Origin of the sequence: Aeromicrobium ginsengisoli, from assembly GCF_004134905.2 — a bacterium.
In the GTDB taxonomy this organism is placed as follows: Bacteria; Actinomycetota; Actinomycetes; order Propionibacteriales; family Nocardioidaceae; genus Aeromicrobium; species Aeromicrobium ginsengisoli.
This window is the reverse complement of sequence record NZ_SDPQ02000001.1, coordinates 1,042,384-1,063,585: the sequence shown is the minus strand read 5'-3', so window position 1 is coordinate 1,063,585 and position 21,202 is coordinate 1,042,384. Positions and strand designations below refer to the sequence as shown.

25 protein-coding genes are annotated in these 21,202 nt (G+C 69.7%); 17 read left to right on the top strand and 8 right to left on the bottom strand.

Annotated features, from left to right (window positions below):
- Positions 1–13 precede the first annotated feature (13 nt).
- The 3 genes from ESP70_RS05280 to ESP70_RS05270 are packed head-to-tail and all read left to right on the top strand — an operon-like array spanning position 14 to position 2,550.
- On the top strand, positions 14–562 hold the full coding sequence (locus tag ESP70_RS05280; protein ID WP_149688247.1) for a YqgE/AlgH family protein: 549 nt from the start codon (positions 14–16) through the stop codon (positions 560–562).
- A 34-nt stretch (positions 563–596) separates the two neighbouring features.
- On the top strand, positions 597–866 hold the full coding sequence (locus ESP70_RS05275) for a DUF3039 domain-containing protein (RefSeq protein ID WP_425458383.1): 270 nt from the start codon (positions 597–599) through the stop codon (positions 864–866).
- Entirely contained in the window at positions 856–2,550 is a 1,695-nt protein-coding gene (locus ESP70_RS05270) for a DEAD/DEAH box helicase (RefSeq protein ID WP_149688246.1), read from the top strand. Before ESP70_RS05275 ends, ESP70_RS05270 begins: the two co-directional genes overlap by 11 nt.
- On the opposite strand, the gene ESP70_RS05265 is transcribed toward ESP70_RS05270, so the two are convergent.
- Positions 2,551–2,814: a hypothetical protein gene (locus ESP70_RS05265; RefSeq protein ID WP_149688245.1), complete on the bottom strand. Its 264-nt coding sequence runs from the start codon at positions 2,812–2,814 to the stop codon at positions 2,551–2,553. It lies immediately after the preceding gene.
- A gap of 57 nt (positions 2,815–2,871) precedes the next feature.
- Between ESP70_RS05265 and ESP70_RS05260 the strand changes: the two genes are divergently transcribed.
- The 4 genes from ESP70_RS05260 to ESP70_RS05245 all read left to right on the top strand — a co-directional run bounded on the left by ESP70_RS05260 (position 2,872) and on the right by ESP70_RS05245 (position 8,404).
- On the top strand, positions 2,872–3,816 hold the full coding sequence (locus ESP70_RS05260; protein WP_246161813.1) for an alpha/beta hydrolase: 945 nt from the start codon (positions 2,872–2,874) through the stop codon (positions 3,814–3,816).
- A gap of 39 nt (positions 3,817–3,855) precedes the next feature.
- Positions 3,856–4,728, top strand: coding sequence for an oxygenase MpaB family protein (locus ESP70_RS05255; RefSeq protein WP_149688244.1), 873 nt, complete (start codon positions 3,856–3,858; stop codon positions 4,726–4,728).
- Positions 4,729–4,814: 86 nt separating this feature from the next.
- The gene (locus ESP70_RS05250) at positions 4,815–7,328 is read left to right on the top strand and encodes a hypothetical protein (protein WP_149688243.1); all 2,514 of its coding nucleotides are present in this window, start codon (positions 4,815–4,817) and stop codon (positions 7,326–7,328) included.
- 50 nt (positions 7,329–7,378) lie between these two features.
- Positions 7,379–8,404 carry an LLM class flavin-dependent oxidoreductase gene (locus tag ESP70_RS05245; RefSeq protein ID WP_246161807.1) on the top strand — a complete coding sequence of 342 codons (1,026 nt, stop codon included), beginning with the start codon at positions 7,379–7,381 and terminating at the stop codon, positions 8,402–8,404.
- Here ESP70_RS05245 and ESP70_RS05240 read toward each other — a convergent pair.
- The 5 genes from ESP70_RS05240 to ESP70_RS05220 form a co-directional block, all read right to left on the bottom strand.
- Positions 8,401–8,889 carry a GNAT family N-acetyltransferase gene (locus tag ESP70_RS05240; protein WP_223148608.1) on the bottom strand — a complete coding sequence of 163 codons (489 nt, stop codon included), beginning with the start codon at positions 8,887–8,889 and terminating at the stop codon, positions 8,401–8,403. The genes ESP70_RS05245 and ESP70_RS05240 overlap by 4 nt on opposite strands.
- A 1-nt stretch (position 8,890) precedes the next feature.
- Positions 8,891–10,183 carry a GNAT family N-acetyltransferase gene (locus ESP70_RS05235; RefSeq protein ID WP_149688241.1) on the bottom strand — a complete coding sequence of 431 codons (1,293 nt, stop codon included), beginning with the start codon at positions 10,181–10,183 and terminating at the stop codon, positions 8,891–8,893.
- Between the two features lie 224 nt (positions 10,184–10,407).
- Positions 10,408–10,962: an isochorismatase family protein gene (locus ESP70_RS05230; protein ID WP_149688240.1), complete on the bottom strand. Its 555-nt coding sequence runs from the start codon at positions 10,960–10,962 to the stop codon at positions 10,408–10,410.
- Positions 10,959–12,257 carry a nicotinate phosphoribosyltransferase gene (locus tag ESP70_RS05225; RefSeq protein WP_425458382.1) on the bottom strand — a complete coding sequence of 433 codons (1,299 nt, stop codon included), beginning with the start codon at positions 12,255–12,257 and terminating at the stop codon, positions 10,959–10,961. Before ESP70_RS05225 ends, ESP70_RS05230 begins: the two co-directional genes overlap by 4 nt.
- A 35-nt stretch (positions 12,258–12,292) precedes the next feature.
- Positions 12,293–12,661, bottom strand: a complete 369-nt coding sequence (locus ESP70_RS05220; RefSeq protein WP_149688238.1) for a hypothetical protein — start codon at positions 12,659–12,661, stop codon at positions 12,293–12,295.
- 75 nt (positions 12,662–12,736) lie between these two features.
- Between ESP70_RS05220 and clpS the strand changes: the two genes are divergently transcribed.
- Together clpS and ESP70_RS05210 are read left to right on the top strand one after the other, a co-directional pair.
- Entirely contained in the window at positions 12,737–13,033 is a 297-nt protein-coding gene (clpS, locus tag ESP70_RS05215) for an ATP-dependent Clp protease adapter ClpS (RefSeq protein ID WP_056212624.1), read from the top strand.
- On the top strand, positions 13,030–13,614 hold the full coding sequence (locus ESP70_RS05210; RefSeq protein ID WP_149688237.1) for a DUF2017 domain-containing protein: 585 nt from the start codon (positions 13,030–13,032) through the stop codon (positions 13,612–13,614). The genes clpS and ESP70_RS05210 overlap by 4 nt, the downstream gene beginning before the upstream one ends.
- Positions 13,615–13,623: 9 nt before the next feature.
- Here the strand turns inward: ESP70_RS05210 and ESP70_RS05205 are convergent, their stop codons facing one another.
- A complete protein-coding gene (locus tag ESP70_RS05205) occupies positions 13,624–14,463 on the bottom strand; it encodes an alpha/beta hydrolase (protein WP_188110498.1) in 840 nt (279 codons plus the stop codon).
- A gap of 74 nt (positions 14,464–14,537) precedes the next feature.
- Positions 14,538–15,122: a TetR/AcrR family transcriptional regulator gene (locus ESP70_RS05200; protein WP_149688235.1), complete on the bottom strand. Its 585-nt coding sequence runs from the start codon at positions 15,120–15,122 to the stop codon at positions 14,538–14,540.
- Between the two features lie 112 nt (positions 15,123–15,234).
- Between ESP70_RS05200 and ESP70_RS05195 the strand changes: the two genes are divergently transcribed.
- The 8 genes from ESP70_RS05195 (at position 15,235) to ESP70_RS05160 (ending at position 21,158) form a co-directional block, all read left to right on the top strand.
- The gene (locus ESP70_RS05195) at positions 15,235–16,368 is read left to right on the top strand and encodes a sensor histidine kinase (RefSeq protein ID WP_149688234.1); all 1,134 of its coding nucleotides are present in this window, start codon (positions 15,235–15,237) and stop codon (positions 16,366–16,368) included.
- A complete protein-coding gene (locus ESP70_RS05190) occupies positions 16,365–17,027 on the top strand; it encodes a response regulator (RefSeq protein WP_149688233.1) in 663 nt (220 codons plus the stop codon). Before ESP70_RS05195 ends, ESP70_RS05190 begins: the two co-directional genes overlap by 4 nt.
- Positions 17,028–17,146: 119 nt before the next feature.
- Positions 17,147–17,395, top strand: a complete 249-nt coding sequence (locus ESP70_RS05185; protein WP_223148607.1) for an SHOCT domain-containing protein — start codon at positions 17,147–17,149, stop codon at positions 17,393–17,395.
- The gene (locus ESP70_RS05180; RefSeq protein ID WP_149688232.1) at positions 17,392–18,309 is read left to right on the top strand and encodes an ABC transporter ATP-binding protein; all 918 of its coding nucleotides are present in this window, start codon (positions 17,392–17,394) and stop codon (positions 18,307–18,309) included. Before ESP70_RS05185 ends, ESP70_RS05180 begins: the two co-directional genes overlap by 4 nt.
- 25 nt (positions 18,310–18,334) lie before the next feature.
- On the top strand, positions 18,335–19,228 hold the full coding sequence (locus ESP70_RS05175) for an ABC transporter permease subunit (protein ID WP_188110497.1): 894 nt from the start codon (positions 18,335–18,337) through the stop codon (positions 19,226–19,228).
- Between the two features lie 241 nt (positions 19,229–19,469).
- Positions 19,470–19,931, top strand: coding sequence for a M67 family metallopeptidase (locus ESP70_RS05170; RefSeq protein ID WP_056212641.1), 462 nt, complete (start codon positions 19,470–19,472; stop codon positions 19,929–19,931).
- Positions 19,931–20,209 carry a MoaD family protein gene (locus ESP70_RS05165; RefSeq protein WP_149688230.1) on the top strand — a complete coding sequence of 93 codons (279 nt, stop codon included), beginning with the start codon at positions 19,931–19,933 and terminating at the stop codon, positions 20,207–20,209. Before ESP70_RS05170 ends, ESP70_RS05165 begins: the two co-directional genes overlap by 1 nt.
- 1 nt (position 20,210) lies before the next feature.
- On the top strand, positions 20,211–21,158 hold the full coding sequence (locus ESP70_RS05160) for a PLP-dependent cysteine synthase family protein (RefSeq protein ID WP_149688229.1): 948 nt from the start codon (positions 20,211–20,213) through the stop codon (positions 21,156–21,158).
- Positions 21,159–21,202: the final 44 nt, after the last annotated feature.

The window sequence follows — 21,202 nt, the reverse complement described above, 5'->3', positions numbered from 1 at the left end:
GCATCATGGAGACATGGACACGTTGCGAGGGAGGCTCCTGGTGGCCACGCCGGCCATCGAGTCCGGCCCGTTCATGCGCAGCGTCGTGTTCGTCCTCGATCACGACGCCGACGGAGCCCTCGGCGTGATCCTCAACCGTCCGCTCGACTCCGAGGTCGACGACGTGCTGCCCGACTGGGCCGGCCTCGTCAACGCGCCGGTGTGCCTGTTCGACGGCGGGCCGGTGGCGATGGACTCGGCGCTCGCGCTCGGCGTCATCGCCGACGTCGCACCCCCGATCGGCTGGCGCCAGATGGCCGGGCGGGTGGGTCTCGTCGACCTCGAAGGACCGCTGCCCGGCAACGGTGAGTTCGCCGGCATCCGGGTGTTCGCGGGTTATGCAGGCTGGGGTGCCGACCAGCTCGAGGCCGAGCTCGAGGAGGGCGCGTGGTTGGTCGTCGAGGCCCTCGACGCCGACCTCATGTCACCGCAGCCGGAGACGCTCTGGCGCGAAGTGCTGCGACGCCAGGACAACGACGTGAGGTTCTGGACGACATTCCCCGACGACCCCTCCGCCAACTGACCCACGTGTCCTGACGACTCGTTAGACTGGCGACGTGGCTTTCTTCGGGCGAGGTACTCAGACGGTTGTCGACGAGCGCACCGACATGCGCACCGAAGAGGGTGACCACGAGAAGTTCTCCCACTACGTCCCCAAGGACGAGCTGACCGAGGCGATGATCATGGGTCATCCGGTCGTCGCCCTGTGCGGCAAGGTGTGGGTGCCGAGCCGTGATCCCGAGCGTTTCCCGGTGTGCCCCGAGTGCAAGGACATCTGGGAGAGCCTCAACGACGGCGACGAGGGGGACCCCTCGGGTGACGCGTAGCCAGCACCTCCGGGTCTGGCAGCGTGAGGCATTCGAGCTCTACCAGCGCGCGCAACCGCGCGACTTCCTCACGGTCGCCACGCCGGGCGCCGGCAAGACGACCTTTGCCCTGACGATCGCCGCCGACCTGCTCGCCCGCGGCCTCATCGAGCGTGTCGTCATCGTCACGCCCACGGACCACCTCAAGACCCAGTGGGCGCTCGCCGCGTCCGGCATCGGCATCACGCTCGACCCTTCACTCGCGGGGCAGGGCGTGCTCGGCAGGGACTTCCAGGGCTTCGCCGTGACGTATGCCGGGCTCGCCGTGAACCCCAACGCCTACCGAGCCCGCATCGAGCACCGGCCGACGATGGTGATCCTCGACGAGGTCCACCACGCGGCCGACGCGCTGTCGTGGGGCGACGCGGTCCAGGAGGCGTGCGAACCGGCCGTGCGACGACTCGCCCTGACCGGCACGCCGTTCCGCTCCGACGACAACCCGATCCCGTTCGTCACGTATGCCCCGCAGGACGACGGCACGATGACGAGCATCGCTGACTACTCCTACGGCTATGGCAAGGCGCTCAAGGACCGGGTCGTACGCCCGGTGCTGTTCATGGCCTACTCCGGGCAGATGCACTGGCGCACGCGCATGGGCGACGAGGTCGCGGCGCGCCTCGGTGAGCCGCTCGACCGGGCGGCGACGGCGCAGGCGCTGCGCACCGCCTTGGACCCCAACGGCTCGTGGATCCCCGAGGTGCTCACCGCGGCGCACACCCGGTTGATGGAGGTGCGCCGCGACGTCCCCGACGCCGGTGGTCTCGTGATCGCGAGCGACCAGGACTCCGCGCGGGCCTACGCCGCAGTGCTCGCCGAGATCACCGGCACCACGCCGACCGTCGTGCTGTCGGACGAGTCGACCTCGAGCGCCCGCATCGCCGACTTCTCGGCCGGCATGACGCCGTGGATGGTCGCGGTGCGCATGGTCTCCGAGGGTGTCGACATCCCTCGACTGTCAGTCGGCGTCTACGCCACGACGACGGCGACCCCGCTCTACTTCGCGCAGGCTGTCGGCCGGTTCGTCCGGGCCCGGCGCAAGGGCGAGACCGCGTCGATCTTCGTGCCCAGCGTGCCGCGCCTGCTGGCGCTGGCCGCCGACCTCGAGGCGCAACGCGACCATGTCATCGGCCGGCCGGTCAAGGACGAGGAAGACCTGTTCGCCGCCGAGGACGAGCTGATGGCCAAGGCCAATGAAGACCAGGGCGCCTCGGACCAGCTGGGCGAATATCGCGCGCTCGCCAGTGATGCGTCGTTCGACCGGCTCGTCTACGACGGTGGCGAGTTCGGCTACGACGCATTGTCGGATGACGACGGCGAGCTGGACTTCCTGGGCATACCGGGTCTGCTCGACCACGACCAGGTCGCTGAGCTGCTGCGCACGTCGCGGGCCAAGCGGGCCAAGGCGAAGGCCAAGGACGCCTCGGCGCCCGAGGCCGATGTCGCGTTCGAGAAGCGCAGCGAGCTGCGACGTGAGCTGCACGCGCTGGTCGGCGCGTGGCACCACCGCACGGGCGCCCCGCACGGTGTCACGCACAGCCGGCTGCGGCAGCAGTGTGGCGGGCCCCCGGCGGCGCAGGCCTCGGCGGCGCAGCTGCAGGAGCGCATCGACGCGATTCGCGTCTGGGCGCTCAAGGCCTCTGGTTGATCAGGCGGCAGGCGAGAGCGTGCGCTCTCGGCGATACTCGCGCCACTCCCAGGCGATGCGATCGCGATTGACGAACCAGACGATCAGCCACAGGGGCCACCAGGCACCGGCGACCACGCCGATCACGAGGCTCTTCCAGACCGGGTAGCCGCTCAGGCACCGGCTCCGGCGGTAGCTCGCGACGGCGACCAGGAGGAATGCCACCCAGTTGGCCATCGTGAAGAGCACCTCGCCGAGTGATGGCGACAGCGGGCTCAGCTCCATGGGACGAGCGTACGGCTCGCCGTGTGAGTCGGGGCGCGAACGGCTACGCTCGCGGGCGTGACCTCGACGATGGCGCTGCGCACGCGCGTGTTCGCGACCCTGCTCGGCCTCGCCGACAAGGGCATCGAGGACGTCGTCGACCTCCCGGCGCACCGGGCCAAGCGGGTCAGGCTGCAGCGCACCATCCCCGGCCAGTACGTCTTCGGGCGCGCCGACCGGGCGGCGATGGCCGAGGAGATCACGGTTGGCAACGGCTCCCGCGCGCTGGTGCACCGCCCGGCCGATGCGACGGCCCCGTTGCCCGTGGTCATCAACCTCCACGGTGGGGGCTGGGTGCAGGGCAATCCTGAGCAGTCGCAGTGGATGGCCAGCCGGATCGCGGTACGGAACCGGGTCGTCGTGATCTCGCCGACGTACGTGCTGGCGCCCGAGCACCCGTTCCCGGCCGGGTTGGAGGACTGCTGGGCGACGCTGGAGTGGGTCGTCGCGCAGGCCGACGACCTGGGCGTCGATCCGGATCGGATCGCGGTCATGGGTGACAGTGGTGGCGGCAACCTGGCCGCCGTGCTGGCGCTGCTCGCGAGGGACGCCGGTGGCCCCAAGATCCGGGCGCAGGTGCTGATCTATCCCGGCACCGAGATGTACGACCGCTACCCGTCCGAGGACCGGCACGCCGAGGCGCCGGTGCTCACGTCGAAGAACATGCGCGCGTTCGCCCGGCTCTACATGGGGGAGCGGTACGGTGACGAGGACTTCCGCGCCTCGCCGATCAGGGCCACGTCCCACGCCGACCTGCCCCCGGCGTTCATCCTGACGGCCGAGCTGGACCCGCTGCTCGACAACGGCTCGCGCTATCGCGACGCACTCGAGGCGGCAGGCGTCGCGGTTCGCTATGCCGAATACACGGGCGCGATCCACGGATTCATGAGCCTGCCGGGTGTCGTGCCCGTCGCAAAGTCCGCCCTCGACGACATCGTGGACTTCCTCGGTCGCACGCTCTGAAGCATTGTGACAGTGGTGCTGTCACGGTAACGTCGGGCCATGCGACGTGACCACTGGCAGCGCCGGATCGCCGAGCTCGATCCGGAGACGCAGTTCGAGGAGATCGCCCGGATCGGCCTCCACCACGAGTTCCCGTGGGACTACCAGCAGGCGCTGAGCTTCGCGTTGTTCCGGACGTACGCGGTGCCGTCGATCGGCCGGCTGCTGTTCGACACCGGGGAGTTCACCGAGCGGACCCAGAAGCGGCACGACGACACCGCCCTCGTCCTGGAGGCGGTGCTGGTCGACGGCATGGAGTCCCAGGACGGCCGGGCCGCCGTGCGCCGGATGAACCAGATGCACGGCAGCTATGACATCTCCAACGACGACCTGCGCTACGTCCTGGCGACGTTCGTCGTGGTGCCTCACCGGTGGTTGCAGGACTACGGTTGGCGCAAGCCCGGCGAGCGTGAGGTGACCGCCGGTGTCAGGTACTACCAGCGGCTCGGCGCGCTGATGGGCATCAAGGACATCCCGCAGGACCTGGCCGGGTTCGAGGAGCTGATGGACTCCTACGAGGCGGAGCACTTCACCCCGGACCCCAAGACGCGGGCCGTGGCCGACGCGACGCTCGAGCTGCTCGTCTCGTTCTACCCCCGCATCGCCGCCAAGCCCGTCGAGGTGTTCAGCCGGGCCCTGATGGATGACGCGCTGCTCGACGCGTTCGGCTACGAGAAGCCGTCGCGCCCGGTCGTCGCCATGGCCCGCGGTGGGCTGCGGCTGCGGGCACGGATCGAGCGGTTCATGCCGCCACGCCGCAAGCCGCACTACGCGCGCGACCTCAAGCGCATCAAGACGTACCCCGGCGGGTTCATGGTCGAGCGGCTCGGCACCTTCCCGTCGACGATGCCTGAGATGAACGACGTCGCCTGAGCTGTACAGGAGGGCCTGAGTTGTACGTTCGCGTGACTTTCGTGACGCACGTCTCGTTATGACTCCCAAGTAACTTGGGAGGCTCCATGCGGCCGGTCTCACGCCACCGTCACTTCTGGCCCGTTGCGATCGCGATCACCACGATCGCCGTCACGATGGGATCGTTCCCCGCGTACGCGAGCTGGGCCCAGCAGTTCCACGACCGACCGGCGACGGCACCGGCGGCGACTGCCGTGATCGACGAGTCGAAGCCGCACACGCACAACGACCCGGCGACCAAGAACTCGATCTCCCGGGCGCCGCAGTCGGCCGACACCGCCGACCCGACGACGCTCACCGAGGCGGTCACGCACGTCAGCCGCGTCGCCGAGCAGCGCGACGAACCGGATCCGACCCTCGTGCCCACGGCCTCGCCCGCGGCCAGGGCGACGGTGCCCCAGGACCGTTATGCGATGGCCGGCGGTTGCTATGCCCTGCAGTCCGCGAAGACCGGCAAGTGGGTCGTACGGGACGGCGGAGGTTACGGCGCCAAGGGCACGTCGATCACCGGCGCGCTGCCGTTCCACTTCCAGGCGACCGACCTCGGGACGTATCTCCTGTTCGGGCCCGACAAGACCTTCCTGAGCGCCAACATCCTGCTGCGCCCGGCGCCGCTCCACCACCCCAGCACGATGGCCGACTGGACCGTGACCAAGACCGGCTCGACCTTCACGTTCACGCTGCCGGCCACGAAGATCTCGCTCGGCCAGTCGTCGACCGGCGCGCTGGTCAACGGCACGGCGGCGGCGTTCAACCTCAGGCTGACGAGCGGGTGTGACGCCTGGCCCGAGGTCGACGTCAACGTCACCGGCAACCCGTTCGCGGGTGCGACGCCGTACCAGGAGGTGCGCGGCTATCTCGACGCGCACACGCACGGGATGGCGTTCGAGTTCCTCGGCGGCGATGTGCACTGCGGTCGCCCGTGGCACCCGTACGGCGTGGCGTACGCGCTCAAGGACTGCATCGACCACGAGCTCACGGGCGGCAGTGGCGCGGTGCTCGAGAACTTCCTCAAGGGCGGCACGATCGAGCCGCACGACACCGTCGGCTGGCCGACGTTCAAGGACTGGCCCGCACCGGACTCGCTAACCCACGAGGGTACGTACTACAAGTGGCTCGAGCGGTCGTGGCGCGGCGGGCAGCGGGTCCTGGTCAACCTGCTGGTGGAGAACAACCAGCTCTGCATGCTCTATCCGCTCAAGCGCAACTCGTGCGACGACATGAAGTCGATCCGCCTGCAGGCCAGCGACATGCGCAAGCTCGAGCGCTACATCGACGCGCAGAGCGGTGGCCCGGGCAAGGGCTGGTATCGCATCGTCACGGACCCGTTCCAGGCGCGTGAGGTCATCAACCAGGGCAAGCTCGCGGTCGTGATGGGCATCGAGACCAGCGCGCTGTTCGGCTGCTCCAGCAAGCTCGACAAGCCGCAGTGCACCGCCGCCTCGATCGACCAGCAGCTCGACGAGGTGCACGCTCTTGGCGTGCGGCAGATGGAGCTCGTCAACAAGTTCGACAATGCCCTGTCGGGCGTCGCCGGTGACACCGGTTCGGCCGCTCCGCTGATCAATGCCGCCAACTTCCTCGAGACCGGGTCGTTCTGGGACATGCGCACGTGCCCCGACGGCAACGACCCCGAGGTGCACGACAAGGACCAGCTGGCGCTGCCGTCCGTCGCCCCGGAGCAGGACGCTCTGTTCGGGGCGATCGCCGGGCTGGCGGTGCCGATCAAGCTGCCGCTCTATGCCTCTGGTCCGCACTGCAACGCGCGCGGCCTCACGAGCCTCGGCGACCACACGATCGAGGAGATGGCGAAGCGCAAGATAATCTTCGACCCCGACCACATGAGCGTCGTGTCCCGGAAGTCGTCGCTGGATCTCGCGGAGAAGCTGAACTATCCCGGCGTCGTGTCGAGTCACTCGTGGTCGACCCCTGACGCGTACCCGCGGATCTACGAGCTCGGTGGCGTCGTGACGCCCTATGCGGGTGACAGTGCGGGCTTCGTCGAGAAGTGGCGCAAGCACCTGACCTGGGCTGACCCGCGCTACTACTTCGGCTTCGGCTACGGCGCCGACATCAACGGCCTCGGCGCGCAGGGCAATCCGCGCGGCGCGGACGCCCCGAACAAGGTGACCTACCCGTTCACCGGTCTCGGTGGCGTCACGATCGACCAGCAGGTCAGCGGCGAGCGGACGTACGACATCAATGTCGACGGCGTCGCACACTACGGGCTCTACCCCGACTGGATCGAGGACCTGCGCAAGCAGGGTGGCCAGGCGATCGCCGACGACATGGCGCGCGGCTCCGAGGCGTACCTCGACATGTGGGAGCGCGCTGTCGGCGTCACCAACGACGCATGCCGCGATCCCCGCGCGATCAAGGCCGAGAGCGTCATCAAGGGCATCCCGCTCGGCACCACGGTGCAGAACGTGCTGCTCAGGGCCGGCCAGCCTCACACGCGGCTCGCGACGGCGTTCACCTACTGCGCTCGCAACGCTGCGGGGTCGCAGGTCACCCGCACCGTGACGTTCGGATCGACCGGCAAGGTGACCAAGATCAGCTGAGCGGGAAGCATCGGCGTGGGTCGCGCGTTGCCCATGGTGTGAGACTTTCCGTGCTGGACCTCGTCCCCGTACGCACCGACCAGTCGACCGGCGACGCGTTGGCGGCCACCGTGTCGCTCGCGCAGGTCGCCGACCGTCTCGGGTTCACCCGCTTCTGGGTCGCCGAGCACCACAACATGCCGGCGGTCGCGGCGACCTCGCCTCCGGTGCTGATCGCGATGCTGGGTGCGCAGACCACGTCGATCCGGCTCGGGTCCGGAGGCGTCATGCTGCCCAATCACGCACCGCTGGCGGTGGCCGAGCAGTTCGCGCTGCTCGAAGCCGCGACACCGGGCCGCATCGACCTCGGCATCGGCCGGGCGCCGGGCTCGGACCCGGTCACGTCGATGGCGCTGCGGGGTGCCGCCGGCCGCGACGACACGGACATCGAGAACTTCCCGCAGTACCTCGACGACGTCGTCGCGCTGATGGGTGCCGAGGGCGTACGTGTGGCGGTGCCGCGGCAGAACTACGTGCTCAAGGCGACGCCGGCTGCGTCCACCGAGCCGCGCATGTGGCTGCTGGGCTCGTCGATGTATTCGGCGCACCTCGCGGCGGCCAAGGGCCTGCCGTACGTCTTCGCGCACCACTTCTCCGGGCAAGGGACCGCCGAGGCGCTGCAGGTCTATCGTTCGGAGTTCCAGCCCAGCGACCTGGCGCCTGAGCCGGTCACGTTCCTGACGGTCAACGCGGCGGTCGCCGAGACCGAGCGGGAGGCGGCCGCGCTGATGCTGCCCAACCTGCAGATGATGGCGAAGCTGCGGACGGGTCAGCCGCTCACGGCCCTCGACCTGGTCGAGGACGCACAGGCGATGGAGCTGCCCGCGCAGGTCGAGGCGATGATCAGCTCCGGCCTGGCGCGTGCTGTCGTCGGAACTCCTGAGCAGGCGGCGGACCAGATCCAGGAGCTCGCCTTCCAGTTCGGCGTCGACGAGGTCATGGTCAACCCGGTCGCGTCCGCCCGGCGTGGCACCGACCCGCGTACGGCGCCGGGGCGCGAGCAGACGCTGGAGCTGCTGGCGAAGGAGCTGCTCTAGAGCTCCGCGTACATCACGTGGAGCCCGACCCGGCCCTGCGTCGGATGCTCGAACGCTCCGGGAACGGTGCCGACGATCGTGAAGCCGTGGCGCTCGTAGAGCTCGACGGCCGACGTGTTGGACGCCGCGACGGCGTTGAACTGCATGCCGGCGTAGCCGCGTCCTCGAGCCCAGTCGAGCGCGTCGCCGACCAGCGCTCCGCCGACGCCCCGGCCACGAGCATTCGCGGCGACCATGAAGCTCGCCGTGGCGACGTGCGCGCCGGGACCCGGCCGGTTGGTGTTCATGTGCGCCGTGCCGAGGATCGTCTCGCCGTCGTGTGTGACCACCGTGCGGCCCGGCGCCGGCTGCACCCAGATGTCGTACGCCTGCTCTGCCGTCATCGCCGGGTCGTAGGTGAACGTGTCGGCCGCACGCACGACAGCGCGCACGATCGGCGGCCAGACCTGCGGCCAGTCGTCGACCTCGAACGTACGGATCTGCACGTCAGAACCAGTGGCTCAGGAACGGTGCGACGGGGGAGCGGAACATCGCTTCGAGCCGCGCGGCGTCTCCGCGCACGCGCCCGGCCGCGTGGAGCATGACCGGCGAGGCACCGCCGAGGTAGATCGCCGCGAGCTCCTCGACCGTCAGCGACACGTCGGCCGGATCATCGGTGGGCGTGACCGTGGGGGTGCCCGTGTCGTCGACGTCGAGCACCCACGACCCGTCGGCAGCGCCGAACGGATCGCTCACGGACAGGACCAGGCGTCCGGGGGTCGCGTAGGTGCGCGCCTCCAGCGCCGCCGGGACGTCGAGGATGCGGATCCAGAGGTGGTCGAGCTCCGCGACCTTGACCGCGCGGAAGTCCGACACCATCCAGCGCACCGGCTCGTCGACCGGCCGCAGGTGCGCCTTGACCTCGGACACCAGGTCCATCTCGAGGACGAAGCGCCACAGCGCGGCGTAGGCGTCGTCGGTCGCCGTCACGAGGTGCAGCAGGTCGAGCCGGTGCTGGGTGAAGTCGGCGGGATTCTCGTTGAGCGTGTAGCTCGCGAACCCCTGCATCCGGCCGCTCTCGTCGTCGTAGCGGACGAACCGTTGCTTCTTGGCGACCTCGTCGTCGACCATCAGGCCGAGCTGACGGTCCCACAGGATGCCGTCGTAGGCGATCTGGCCGGGGGTGGTCAGGCGTACACGCTCGACGAGGGCCAGACCGGGCTCGAGGAGCTGGTCGGCCGTGACGAAGTGAACGCGCCCCGCCGGCCGGGGTCCGGTCCACTTCGCACGCCGCGTGTCGATCGTGAGGTCGCGCGCCAGCGCAGCGGGCCCGAAGCCGAAGTGGCCGTAGATCGTCGACTCGGACACCGTCAGCGTGGCGATCGGTGCGCCATGTGCCTGGGCCGTGCGGAGCTCGGCCTCGAGGAGTGCGCGAGCCACGCCACGCCGCCGGTGGGTCGGTGCGACCGTCACGTCGCTGATCGCCCAGGACTGGACCGTCCGGCGACCGGGGACCGTGAGGTCGGCGGGCCAGACCATGGTCGTCGCGACGGGCTCTTGCGGCACGGGGACCGAGTCGTCGTAGACCCCGGTGATGCGGCGGTCGTCGAAGTAGCTGTGGCGCTGCTCGATCGCGGCCTCGGTCTGCACGGGGCTGTGGAAGCCGCGTGACTCGGCCCGCGACCAGGCGGCGAACGCCTGCTTGTCGGAGATGTCGACGAGCTCGAGTCGCAGCCCTTCGGCGGCGAGCTGATCGCGTGAGGTGGGGTCGACCGGCATGTCGAGGTAGTCGTTGCCCATCGCCTCAGGCTATCCGTGCCGCCGGACAACCTGACGCCCAGCGATCCTGCGGTGTTCACCTCGACGTCGGCCGCCTGTCGACTCGGGACGAGATCGTCGAATCATGTCAGACATCACGCTTCCGTCGCGCTGGTCGCTCCTGCTGCGGTTCCTGGCGGCGCCGACCCTCGCCGGGCTCGTCGCCGGTTCGGTCGCGGCCGTCGTCGTACCGGCTCGACCGTAGTTCAGCCTTCGCCGACCACCACGCCGGCGGCCCAGTCGCGGTGCACGTCGGGCAGGTTGGCCGGTGACACCGCGGCAGTGAGTCCTTCGAGGACACGCACGGCGAATCCCTCGCGCGCGGCGTCCAGAGCCGTCGCTCGTACGCAGTAGTCCGTCGCGATGCCGCACACGTCCACCTCGTCGACGCCCGCGGAGCGCAGCCAGTCGGCGAGGCGTGCACCATCGGCGGAGCTGCCTTCGAAGCCTGAGTAGGCCGCCGCGTACTCGCCCTTGTAGAAGACCTCGTCGAACAAGGCGGGCTCGAGCGGCGGGTGGAGCTCCTCGCCGGGCGTGCCGACGACGCAGTGCGGTGGCCAGGAGTCGACGAAGTCGGGAGCGTCCGAGAAGTGCGAGCCCGGATCGATGTGGTGGTCACGGGTCGCGACGACCGTGGCGTACGCCCTGGTGGCCAGCAGCTCGGCGACATCGGCGGCGACCTTGGCCCCACCGGCTACAGCCAGCGAACCGCCCTCGCAGAAGTCGTTCTGCACGTCGACGACGATCAAGGCCTTGGTCATGTTCGCTCCTCGTAGACGGTGTCGATGGCGGGTTCGCCCGCCTGGAGCTGCCTTGACGTGGCCGGCAGCTCGGCGAGCGACGTACGCAGGCGTTCGCGGGCGTCGTCGAGCGTCTCGTGGTGCACTCGGGAGCCGTCGCGGACGAGCTCGACCAGCAACGTCCGGTCATCGCCGTCGTGGACCGGGGTGAGATCGATGCCGATGACCTCCGCCTGTGCCGTGCCGGCGGCATCCCGCCGGCGGAGCGCCGACTTGCGGCCGCCGACCGAGACCTTGTCCTTGCTCTTCTTGGCGACCGGCACCATCTCGCCGCCGGTGCCCTCGCGCGACACGAGCTTGTAGACGAATCCGCTGGTCGGCGCCCCCGAGCCCGTGACGAGCGCCGTGCCGACGCCGTATCCGTCGACGGGTGCCGCGGCGAGAGCGGCGATGGCGTACTCGTCGAGATCGCTCGTCACCGTGATCCGGGTCGACGTCGCGCCGAGGTCGTCGAGCTGCCTGCGGACCTCGCCCGCGAGCGCGACCAGGTCACCGGAGTCGAGCCGTACTCCGCCCAGCTCGGGCCCGGCGACCTCGACGGCAGTCCTGATGGCCTCCGGGATGTCGTACGTGTCGACCAGCAGTGTCGTGCCGGGGCCGAGTGCTCGCACCTGTGCCTCGAAGGCGTCGCGCTCCGTGTCGTGCAGCAGCGTGAACGAGTGCGCGCTGGTGCCGGTCGTCGGGATGCCGTACGTACGACCGGCCTCGAGGTTGGAGGTGGCGGCGAACCCGGCGATGTAGGCCGATCGGGCCGCGGCGACGGCCGAGCCCTCGTGCGTACGCCGGGAGCCCATCTCGATGCACGGCCGGTTGCCGGCGGCGGTGATCATGCGCGTGGCGGCTGAGGCGATCGCGGAGTCGTGGTTGAGGATCGAGAGGAACACCGTCTCCAGGATCACCGACTCGGCGAACGTGCCCTCGACGATCAGCACGGGGGACTGCGGGAAGTAGAGCTCGCCGTCGGGGTAGCCCCAGATCGTGCCGCTGAACCGGTAGTCGGCGAGCCACTGGATCGTGTCCTCGTCGACGACGCCGGCCTCGCGAAGCCAGTCGAGCTCGACCTGGCCGAAGCGGAACTCCGCCAGCGCATCGAGCAAGCGCCCGACACCCGCGACCACGCCGTACCGGCGGCCCTCCGGAAGTCTGCGCGCGAAGAGCTCGAACACCGAGCGCCGCTGCGCCGTGCCGTCGCGCAGCGTCGCCTGCAGCATCGTGAGCTCGTAGCGATCGGTCAGCAGGGCCGTTGAGGCGTTCACGGTGTTCAGCCTAGAGGCGCGCGCGGAGCGCGGCTCTAGGGGTCGAGCCGGCGGAGGCATCCGCAGAGCCACATCACGACGCCGACCGGGATGAGCAGGAACGGGCCGAAGATCTCGCTGTCGTACGGGTCGCCGTGGTTCATGAGCCCGATCGCTGTGAGGACGACGCCGGCAACGACCAGGGCGACGGTCTCGAGATTGCGTCGAGTCGGTCGAGCGTACGCCCGAACGGCCGGCAGCAGGGCGGATCCGAGGAGGGCGGCGCCGAAGAGCGTCCAGAGCGCGTCGGCCGATCCGTGATGTTCGTGCCCGCTCGAATATCCCGCCATGACGGCAAGCGCCGGGACCACGGGGATGAACATCCATCCTGCGACGCGCACTTCCTGCCCCCGGTCGATCGTCATGCTCCGAGTATGACCGAGGCGCGGGCGTCGACCGTGCGGTTTCACTCCGTCAGGTGCCTGGGACACAATGGCCGTATGACCACGCCGTCGCCCGTCGAGATCGCCGAGCCCGACGTAGACGAGATCGTCGAGCTCGAGGATCCCTGGGTCACCATCGTCTGGAACGACCCGGTCAACCTGATGTCCTACGTCGCGTACGTCTTCCGCAACTACTTCGGCTACACCGAGGAGAAGGCGCACGAGCTGATGCTCGCGGTGCACCACGAGGGCAAGGCCGTCGTGTCGAGCGGCAGCCGTGAGCAGATGGAACGCCACGTCCAGGCCATGCACGAATACGGCCTCTGGGCCACATTGGAGCGGCAAGACGCATGAAGCCGTTCAAGAAGCGCCGCCGCGGCGGCATCACCGCGACGTTCGAGGCCGGTGAGGCGCACCTGCTGGCGAGCCTCTCCGGTCAGGTCGTCGAGCTCCTGCGCGATCGCAACGGCGCCGACGAGTCGACCGCAGATCCGCTCGCGACGCAGCTGGGCATGGGCGGCCCGTCGTTGCCGCCAGAGGACCCGGTGCTCCGCCGCCTGCTGCCCGACGCCTATCGCGATGACGAAGAGGGCGCCGGCGAGTTCCGGCGGTTCACCGAGCGGTCGCTGACGTCGGCCAAGGTCGCCAACGCCGAGGCACTGATCGGATCCCTCGTCGACGGCGGGCTGACCTTCGGCACCCCGGTCGAGGACGACGAGCAGCAGATCGAGATCGAGCTCGACGACGCCGAGGTGCAGGCCTGGCTCAGGGCGCTGACCGACGTACGCCTGTCACTTGCCGTGCGGCTCGGCATCGACGCCGAGGAAGATGCGATGCTCATCGCCCAGTCCGAGGACGAGGCGATCGCGGCGATGTCCGAGATCTACGACTGGTTGGGCTACGTCCAGGAGACCCTGATCTCCGCGCTCGACTGAACGCGGAGATCAGGCGCTCCGCTCGAGCTCGTCGAGCTGTCCCGCGAGGACGAACGCGACCACCTGCCGCACGACAGCGTCGTCGCGCAGGATCCGGTGGTGACCGAGCCCTTCGATCGTGGTGAGCTGCGCACCGTCCCACGCCTCGGTGAGCTCCACGGATGAGTCGTACTTCGCCAACCGGTCAGCCGGGTCGTGGATCACCAGCAGGTCAGGACGCTCGATCTCGTCGGCGATGCGTACGAGGTCGACCTCCTCGACCGCGAGGCCGACGCGGTCGTACGCCCGCTGCTTGAGCCGCTCGCGAGTGCGAGGACCGAACCCCAGCCCGGCCTGGAGCGTGGGCAGGTGGTCGCCGATGCGCACCATCGGCGCCACCAGGGCGAGCCGCTCGGTGCCGAGCCAGCCGTACTGCAGCGCCAGTCCTGTGGCGAGGCCGCCCATGGAGTGCGCGACGACGGCGTGTGCCGGGCCGTGCACCGCCGCCACGGCATCGAGTGCTCGACCCATCTCGACCGCGTGGCCCTGGCCAGCGACCGCGCCGGGGTCGGAGCTGCCGTGGCTCGGCGCGTCATGCGTGACGACCGAGAACCCGGCCGCGAGGAGCGGCGGCACGAACCTGGCCAGCTGCGTCTCGTTGCCGCCCCACCCGTGCACGAGGTAGATCACCGGCCCCGATCCCCAACGGTGCCCGCGGACCGTGTGGCCCTCGGACTCGACCTCGAACGGCGCGCCGCCGGATGGCAGGTCACTGATCGGAGAGGTGGGAAGGGTGAACCACCACCGATCGGCCCAGCGGGCTCCGAGGCCGGGCGCGACGTGCTCGAGGGTGCGAAAGCCGGCACGCATCAGGTGTTGAGAAGGCCGAACGATCGTGCTTTTTCGTGATGACGCGTGTGCCATGTCGGATTCCTTTGCCGGGGTCAGGCGGAGTGGGTGAGGAGGGAGTCGAACGCGCGGTGCACGCGATCGAGGGCCTTGGGGTCGCGCAGCAGCCGCGACGCGTGCTGGTGGGCGAGTGTGAGGGCGTGCACCTCGTAGGCGAACTGCTCTAGGTCGAGGTCGTCGCGCAGCTCGCCCTCGCTGACGGCGGTCCCGGCGACGGTCGCGATCATCTCGAGCCAGTCGCGCTCGTCGCGGACGAGGGCGTCGCGGACCGGTCCGGGCTGGTCGTCGAGCTCGGAGCTGGCGGCCACGAACAGGCAGCCGCCTTCCTCCATCGACTCCGACCAGGTGACCCACGCGTCGAACAGCACCCGCAGCCGGGCGATGCCCCGGGGCGTCTGGAGCGCGGGTCGTACGACCTGGTCGACGAACCGCTCACGGGTGTGCCGCAGGATCTCGAGCTGCAGCGCCTCCTTGGAGGCGAAGTGCGCATAGAGGCCGCTCTTGGACATCCCGGTGTGCGCGGCGAGCTGGCCGATCGTCATGCCGGTGAGCCCGACCTTGGCGGCGACGGCGGTCGCCTCGGTCAGGATCGCGTGTCGCGTCTCGTCGCCCTTGGACATGCCTCAGTTATAGCACGATCGTTCTTTTCCTGTCGACTACTCCCGTGGGCGTACGCCGGAATGCTCCGTCAGTGCGATGCCCTCCGCCCGCCGGTTCGCCTACCGTGAGGGCATGTCCGTCGACCTGAGAGCCGTGCCGCGGACCGCGCTCTTCGGGTGGCTGCCGCTGGCGGTCTTCCAGGTCGTGGGCACGGTCGGCGCCAACCACAACCAGACCGGGCACCGACGGCTCGACGCCCTCGCGATCGTCATCGCGGTGCTGGGCCCGGTGTCCTTGCTGTTCCTGCGCCGCTGGCCCCGGCAGGTCCTGGCGTTCGTCGTCGCGATCACGGTGGCGTACGTGCTGCGCGACTACGCGTTCGGGCCGGTGCTCGCGAGCCTCGCGATCGCCACCGTGCTCACCGTCGTGCGCGGGCATCGGGTCGCCGCGTGGCTCGGGCTCGGCACCGTTGTGGTCACCGTGCTCGCGATCCAGCGGCCGATGTACGACCGGGAGTGGTCGTGGTCCTGGCTGTCCGGTGCGCTCGCCTGGTCGTTGCTCGTGCTCGCGGTCGGCGAGCTCGTGCGGGTGCGGCGCGAACGCATCATCGCGTCCAGGCAAGCGCGCGCCGAGGCGTCCCGTCGTCAGGCCAACGAGGAGCGCTTGCAGATCGCGCGTGAGCTCCACGACGTCGTCGCCCACCACATCTCACTGATCAACGTGCAGGCCGGCGTCGCGCTGCACATCGTCGACCGCAAGCCCGAGCAGGCGCAGACGGCGCTCGAGGCGATCAAGGACGCCAGCAAGGATGCGCTCGTCGAGCTGCGGTCGCTCGTCGGCATCCTGCGCGACGTCGATGATGAGGCGCCGCGCCGCCCGTCGGGCACGTTGGCGTCGCTCGACGACCTGGTCGAACGCAGCGGCCACGCCGGGCTGGAGGTCCGCAAGACCGTGCGCGGCGACGTACGGCCGCTGCCCTCGTCGGTCGAGCTGGCCGCGCTGCGCATCGTGCAGGAGGCGATCACCAACGTCGTACGCCATGCCGGCGCGAGTGCCGCCGACATCGAGCTCGCCTACGGCACCGACTCGTTGTCGGTGACGGTCATCGACAACGGCGCCGGGTTCAGCTGGGGCGCGGCCGAAGGCACCGGCATCATCGGCATGCGTGAGCGCGCTGAGACCCTCGGTGGCTCACTCGATGTCGGGCAGGGACCCGTTGGCGGCACCCGGGTCCTCGCGTCGCTACCGCTGAGGAGCCGCTCATGATCCGCGTCGTGCTGGTCGACGACCAGGCGCTGCTGCGTGCCGGGTTCCGTGCGCTGATCGACGCCGAGGATGACCTCGAGGTCGTCGCGGAGGCGTCCAGCGGCGGTGAGGCGGTCGACGTGATCGCGCGGCACGTCCCGGACGTCGTGCTCATGGACATCCGCATGCCCGGCGTAGACGGCCTCGAGGCCACCCGTCGCATCACCGCGGATCCGGTGCTCGAGGGTGTGCGGGTCGTCATCCTGACGACGTTCGACCTCGACGAGTACGTCTTCGAGGCGGTCCGCATCGGGGCGAGCGGCTTCCTGGTCAAGGACACCGAGCCGGCTGAGCTGCTGGCCGGCATCCGGGCCGTCGCGGCTGGCGACGCGTTGCTGTCGCCGGGAGTCACCCGCAGGCTCATCTCGGAGTTCGCCGACCGCAGCCGCGGGACGGTCAGCCCGGCGGTGCTCGAGCCGTTGACCGATCGCGAGCGGGAGGTGGTCGCCCTCGTCGGCGAAGGGCTCAACAACGACGAGATCGGCGCTCGGCTGTTCATGAGCCCGGCGACCGCCAAGACGCACGTCAGCCGCGCGATGATCAAGCTCAACGCCCGCGACCGAGCCCAGCTCGTCGTCATCGCGTACGAGTCCGGCCTCGTACGCCCCGGCTGGTCCTGAGCCGCCGGACGTACGCCCTCGGGCGTACGTGAAGAGACTCCCCGTGGCCGATTCGCCGTCGGCCGGTTCTCACGAGACTCGAAGAGTCAGCAGTTCAGTCTTGTTCAAGGAGTTCCATCATGATGTCCACGCAGCTTCTCGCCCATGACACCTGGGACGGCCCGGGCCCCTGGTGGCCGCTGTTCCCGCTGTTCTGGATCGCGTTCTTCGTCCTCGTCTTCGGCGTGCTCGGCCGCTTCGGTCGCCGTCGCTGGCACCGCGGCTCGTTCGCGGGGGAGTCCCGACTGGCCGAGCGCTACGCCGCCGGCGAGATCGAGGAGTCGGAGTACCGCGAGCGCCTCGCCGTCCTGCGGGAGCGGGACACGTGAGTGCTGAGGCGGTCGTCGAGATCCGTGACCTGACCAAGCGGTACGACACCGTCACGGCCGTCGACCAGGTCAGCCTGAGCGTGCGCCGCGGCGAGGTCTACGGCTTCCTCGGCCCCAACGGCGCCGGCAAGACGACCACGTTGCGCATGCTGCTGGGCCTCATCCGGGCGACGAGCGGGGACCTCACGGTCCTCGGTCGCCGGCCGGGCGACGCCGGCGTGCTCGCCAGGATCGGCTCGATGATCGAGGGGCCGGCGTTCTATCCGTTCCTGTCCGGGCGGGCCAACCTCGAGGTCATCGCCAGGTATGCCGGCACCGGCTCCGCGCGGATCGACGAGACCCTCGAGACGGTCGACCTCGCCTCGCGGGGCGGCGACAAGTTCTCGACCTACTCGCTCGGGATGAAGCAGCGCCTCGGCGTCGCAGCAGCCCTGCTCAAGGATCCCGACCTCGTGGTGCTCGACGAGCCGACGAACGGCCTCGATCCGGCCGGCATGCGCGACATGCGAGCGCTGATCCGCCGGCTCGGCGACTCGGGCCGCACCGTGATCTTGTCGAGCCACATGCTCGGCGAGGTGCAGCAGATCTGCGATCGCGTCGGCGTCATCAATGCCGGCCGCATGGTCGTCGAGAGCACCGTCGAGGAGCTCCGCGGCGACAGCGAGCTCGTCATCCGTGCGACGCCCGCCGACGTCGTCAGGGCGACGCTCGACCAGCTGGCGTACGTCCAGTCCATCCGCACGCTCGACGGCGAGCTCCGGCTGCGCGTCGACGAGCGCCACACCGGCGAGGTCACTCGTGCCCTCGTCCTGGCCGGCGTCGACGTCCGCGAGGTGCGTCGCATCGACCGTCAGCTCGAGGACGTGTTCTTCGAGATCACCGCCAAGGAGTTGAGTCATGCCGACGCCCCATGAAAGGCCAGAGTATGAGGACGCCGGCATGACGGCCTCACGATTCGCTCGCTGGCGCTCGCTCATGTCTGATGTCGTCAACGTCTCGCGCGCCGAGCTGTTCAAGCTCGCACGCCGCCCGGCAGCGTGGACGCTGCTCGCCGCCGCCGCGCTGCTGAGCCAGGTGTTCGGATACCTGATCCCGTACCTCTCGTTCGCCGGTGACGGCTCGGGCCCGATCGAGGGCGCCTCGAAGGACGCGATCCTGGCGCGCACGCTGCCCGACCAGATCATCGCCAGCACGCTCGGCGGGTTCCCGGTGTTCGCCGGTGCGCTCGCGCTCGTGTTCGGTGCGCTGGTGCTCGGCAGTGAGTACGGCTGGGGCACCGTCAAGACCGTGCTGACGCAGCGCCCCGGACGTACGACCGTGCTGGCCGGGCAGGCCATCGCCCTCGGCGTCTCGGTCGCGGTCGGCGTGCTCGTCCTGTTCGTCCTCGGCGCCGCCAGCTCGACCGCGATCGCGCTGGCACAGGGTGAGTCGACGGCCTTCCCGTCGGTGTTCGATCTGCTCGCCGGCTACGGCGCCGGCGTGGCGATCATGCTGATGTGGGCCGGCCTCGGCGGGATGCTCGGAGTCGTGCTCCGCGGTGTCGCGCTGCCGATCGGCCTCGGCGTGGTGTGGGTGCTCGGCGTGGAGAACCTCGTCGCCGGCGTCGCCAGCTCCGTTCTGACGGCGCTGCGGCCGCTGCGTGACGTCCTGCCGGGCATCAACGCGGGATCGCTCGCCTCAGCCGTGATGCCGTCGCGTCCTCAGGGTCTGGAGTCGCCTCCGGGGGTCAACTCCGACGTCGCCGACGGCCGGGCCCTCGTCACGGTTGCGTGCTACGTCGTGGTCAGCCTCGCCGCGGCGCTGTGGACGTACCGCCGGCGCGACGTCGTCTGACCCGTCCCGCTGACGAGTCACTCAGCACAGGGTGAGGAGTCACTCGCTGAGGGTTGAGGAGTCACTCGCGTCAGGCGGAGTGACTCGTCACCTCGCCGGGAGTGACTCGTCACCTCGCCGGGAGTGACTCGTCACCTCGCCGGGAGTGACTCGTCACCTCGCCGGGAGTGACTCGTCAGCGGGGCGTCTCAGCGGATGACCGTCGCTGAGGCGCCGTCGTGTGGGCCGATAAACTCGGCAGGTGCTGACCATCGACCGAGCCACGCATGACGCGATCATCGCGCACGCGCGGCGCGACCACCCGGACGAGGCCTGCGGCGTCGTCGCCGGGCCGATCGGCTCCGACGTGCCCGCGCGGTTCATCCCGATGCTCAACGCCGCGATGTCGCCGACGTTCTACGAGTTCGACTCCGGCGACCTGCTCAAGCTCTACCGCGAGATGGACGACCGCGACGAGGAGCCTGTCGTCGTCTACCACTCGCACACCTCGACCGAGGCCTATCCGTCGCGCACCGACATCAACCTCGCCGGCGAGCCCGGCGCGCACTACGTCCTCGTGTCGACCCGCGACGGGGCCGACCAGTCGGGCCCTGTCGACTTCCGGTCCTACCGGATCGTCGACGGCGAGGTCACCGAGGAAGAAGTTCGTGTCGTCGACCGTTATGAAGACGTAGCAGCAACCCAACAGAAGGCAGAACACTGATGGCCATCGAGGTCCGCATCCCCACGATCCTGCGCACCTACACCGGCGGCGAGCGTGCCGTCGAGGGCAGCGGAGCGACCGTCACCGAGCTGATCGACAAGCTCGAGGTCGACCACCCCGGCATCCAGGAGCGCCTGCTGGAGAACGGCGAGGCGCGCCGGTTCGTCAACATCTACGTCAATGACGAGGACATCAGGTTCACGGGTGGTCTCGACACTGCGGTCGCCGACGGTGACACCGTGGTGATCCTGCCGGCCGTGGCCGGCGGCGCAGCCTGAGATGCGCTTCGACTCCCTGATCGACTCCGTGGGCGGCACGCCGCTCGTCGGGCTCCCCAACCTCTCGCCGACCCCGGACGTACGCCTGTGGGCCAAGCTCGAGGACCAGAACCCGACCGGATCGATCAAGGACCGCGCGGCGCTCAGCATGATCCTGCGCGCCGAGCAGGACGGACGCCTCACGCCCGGCGCCACGATCCTCGAGCCGACCAGCGGCAACACCGGCATCTCGCTCGCGATGGTCGCCAGCCAGCGCGGCTACCAGCTGATCTGCGTCATGCCCGAGAACACGTCGATCGAGCGCACCCAGCTGCTGACGATGTGGGGCGCCCAGATCATCCCGTCGCCGGCCGCCGGAGGGTCCAACGAAGCCGTGCGCGTCGCCAAGGGGCTCGCGGCCGAGCACCCCGACTGGGTCATGCTCTACCAGTACGGCAACCCGGCCAACGCCGACGCGCACTACGAGGGCACGGCTCCGGAGATCCTCGCCGACCTGCCCGAGATCACGCACTTCGTCGGCGGACTCGGCACGACCGGCACGTTGATGGGCGTCGGCAGGTTCTTTCGCGAGCACAAGCCCGAGGTCCGCATCGTCGCCGCCGAGCCCCGCTACGGCGAGCTCGTCTACGGCCTGCGCAACCTCGACGAAGGCTTCGTCCCCGAGCTCTACGACGCGTCTCTGATCGACTCGCGGTTCAGCGTCGGTCCACGCGACGCCGTTCGCCGGGTGCGCGAGCTGATCGCGTCCGAGGGCATCTTCGCCGGCATCTCGACCGGTGCGATCCTGCACGCAGCCCTCGCCCAGGCGGCCAAGTGCGTCAAGGCCGGGGAGACCGCCGACATCGCGTTCGTCGTGGCCGACGGCGGCTGGAAGTACCTCTCGACGGGTGCCTACGAAGGCACGCTCGACGAGGCCGAGGACACGCTGGACGGCCAGCTCTGGGCCTGATCGTCCCCATCCGGTATCGCGACGGCATGTCGTCGGTTAGCCTC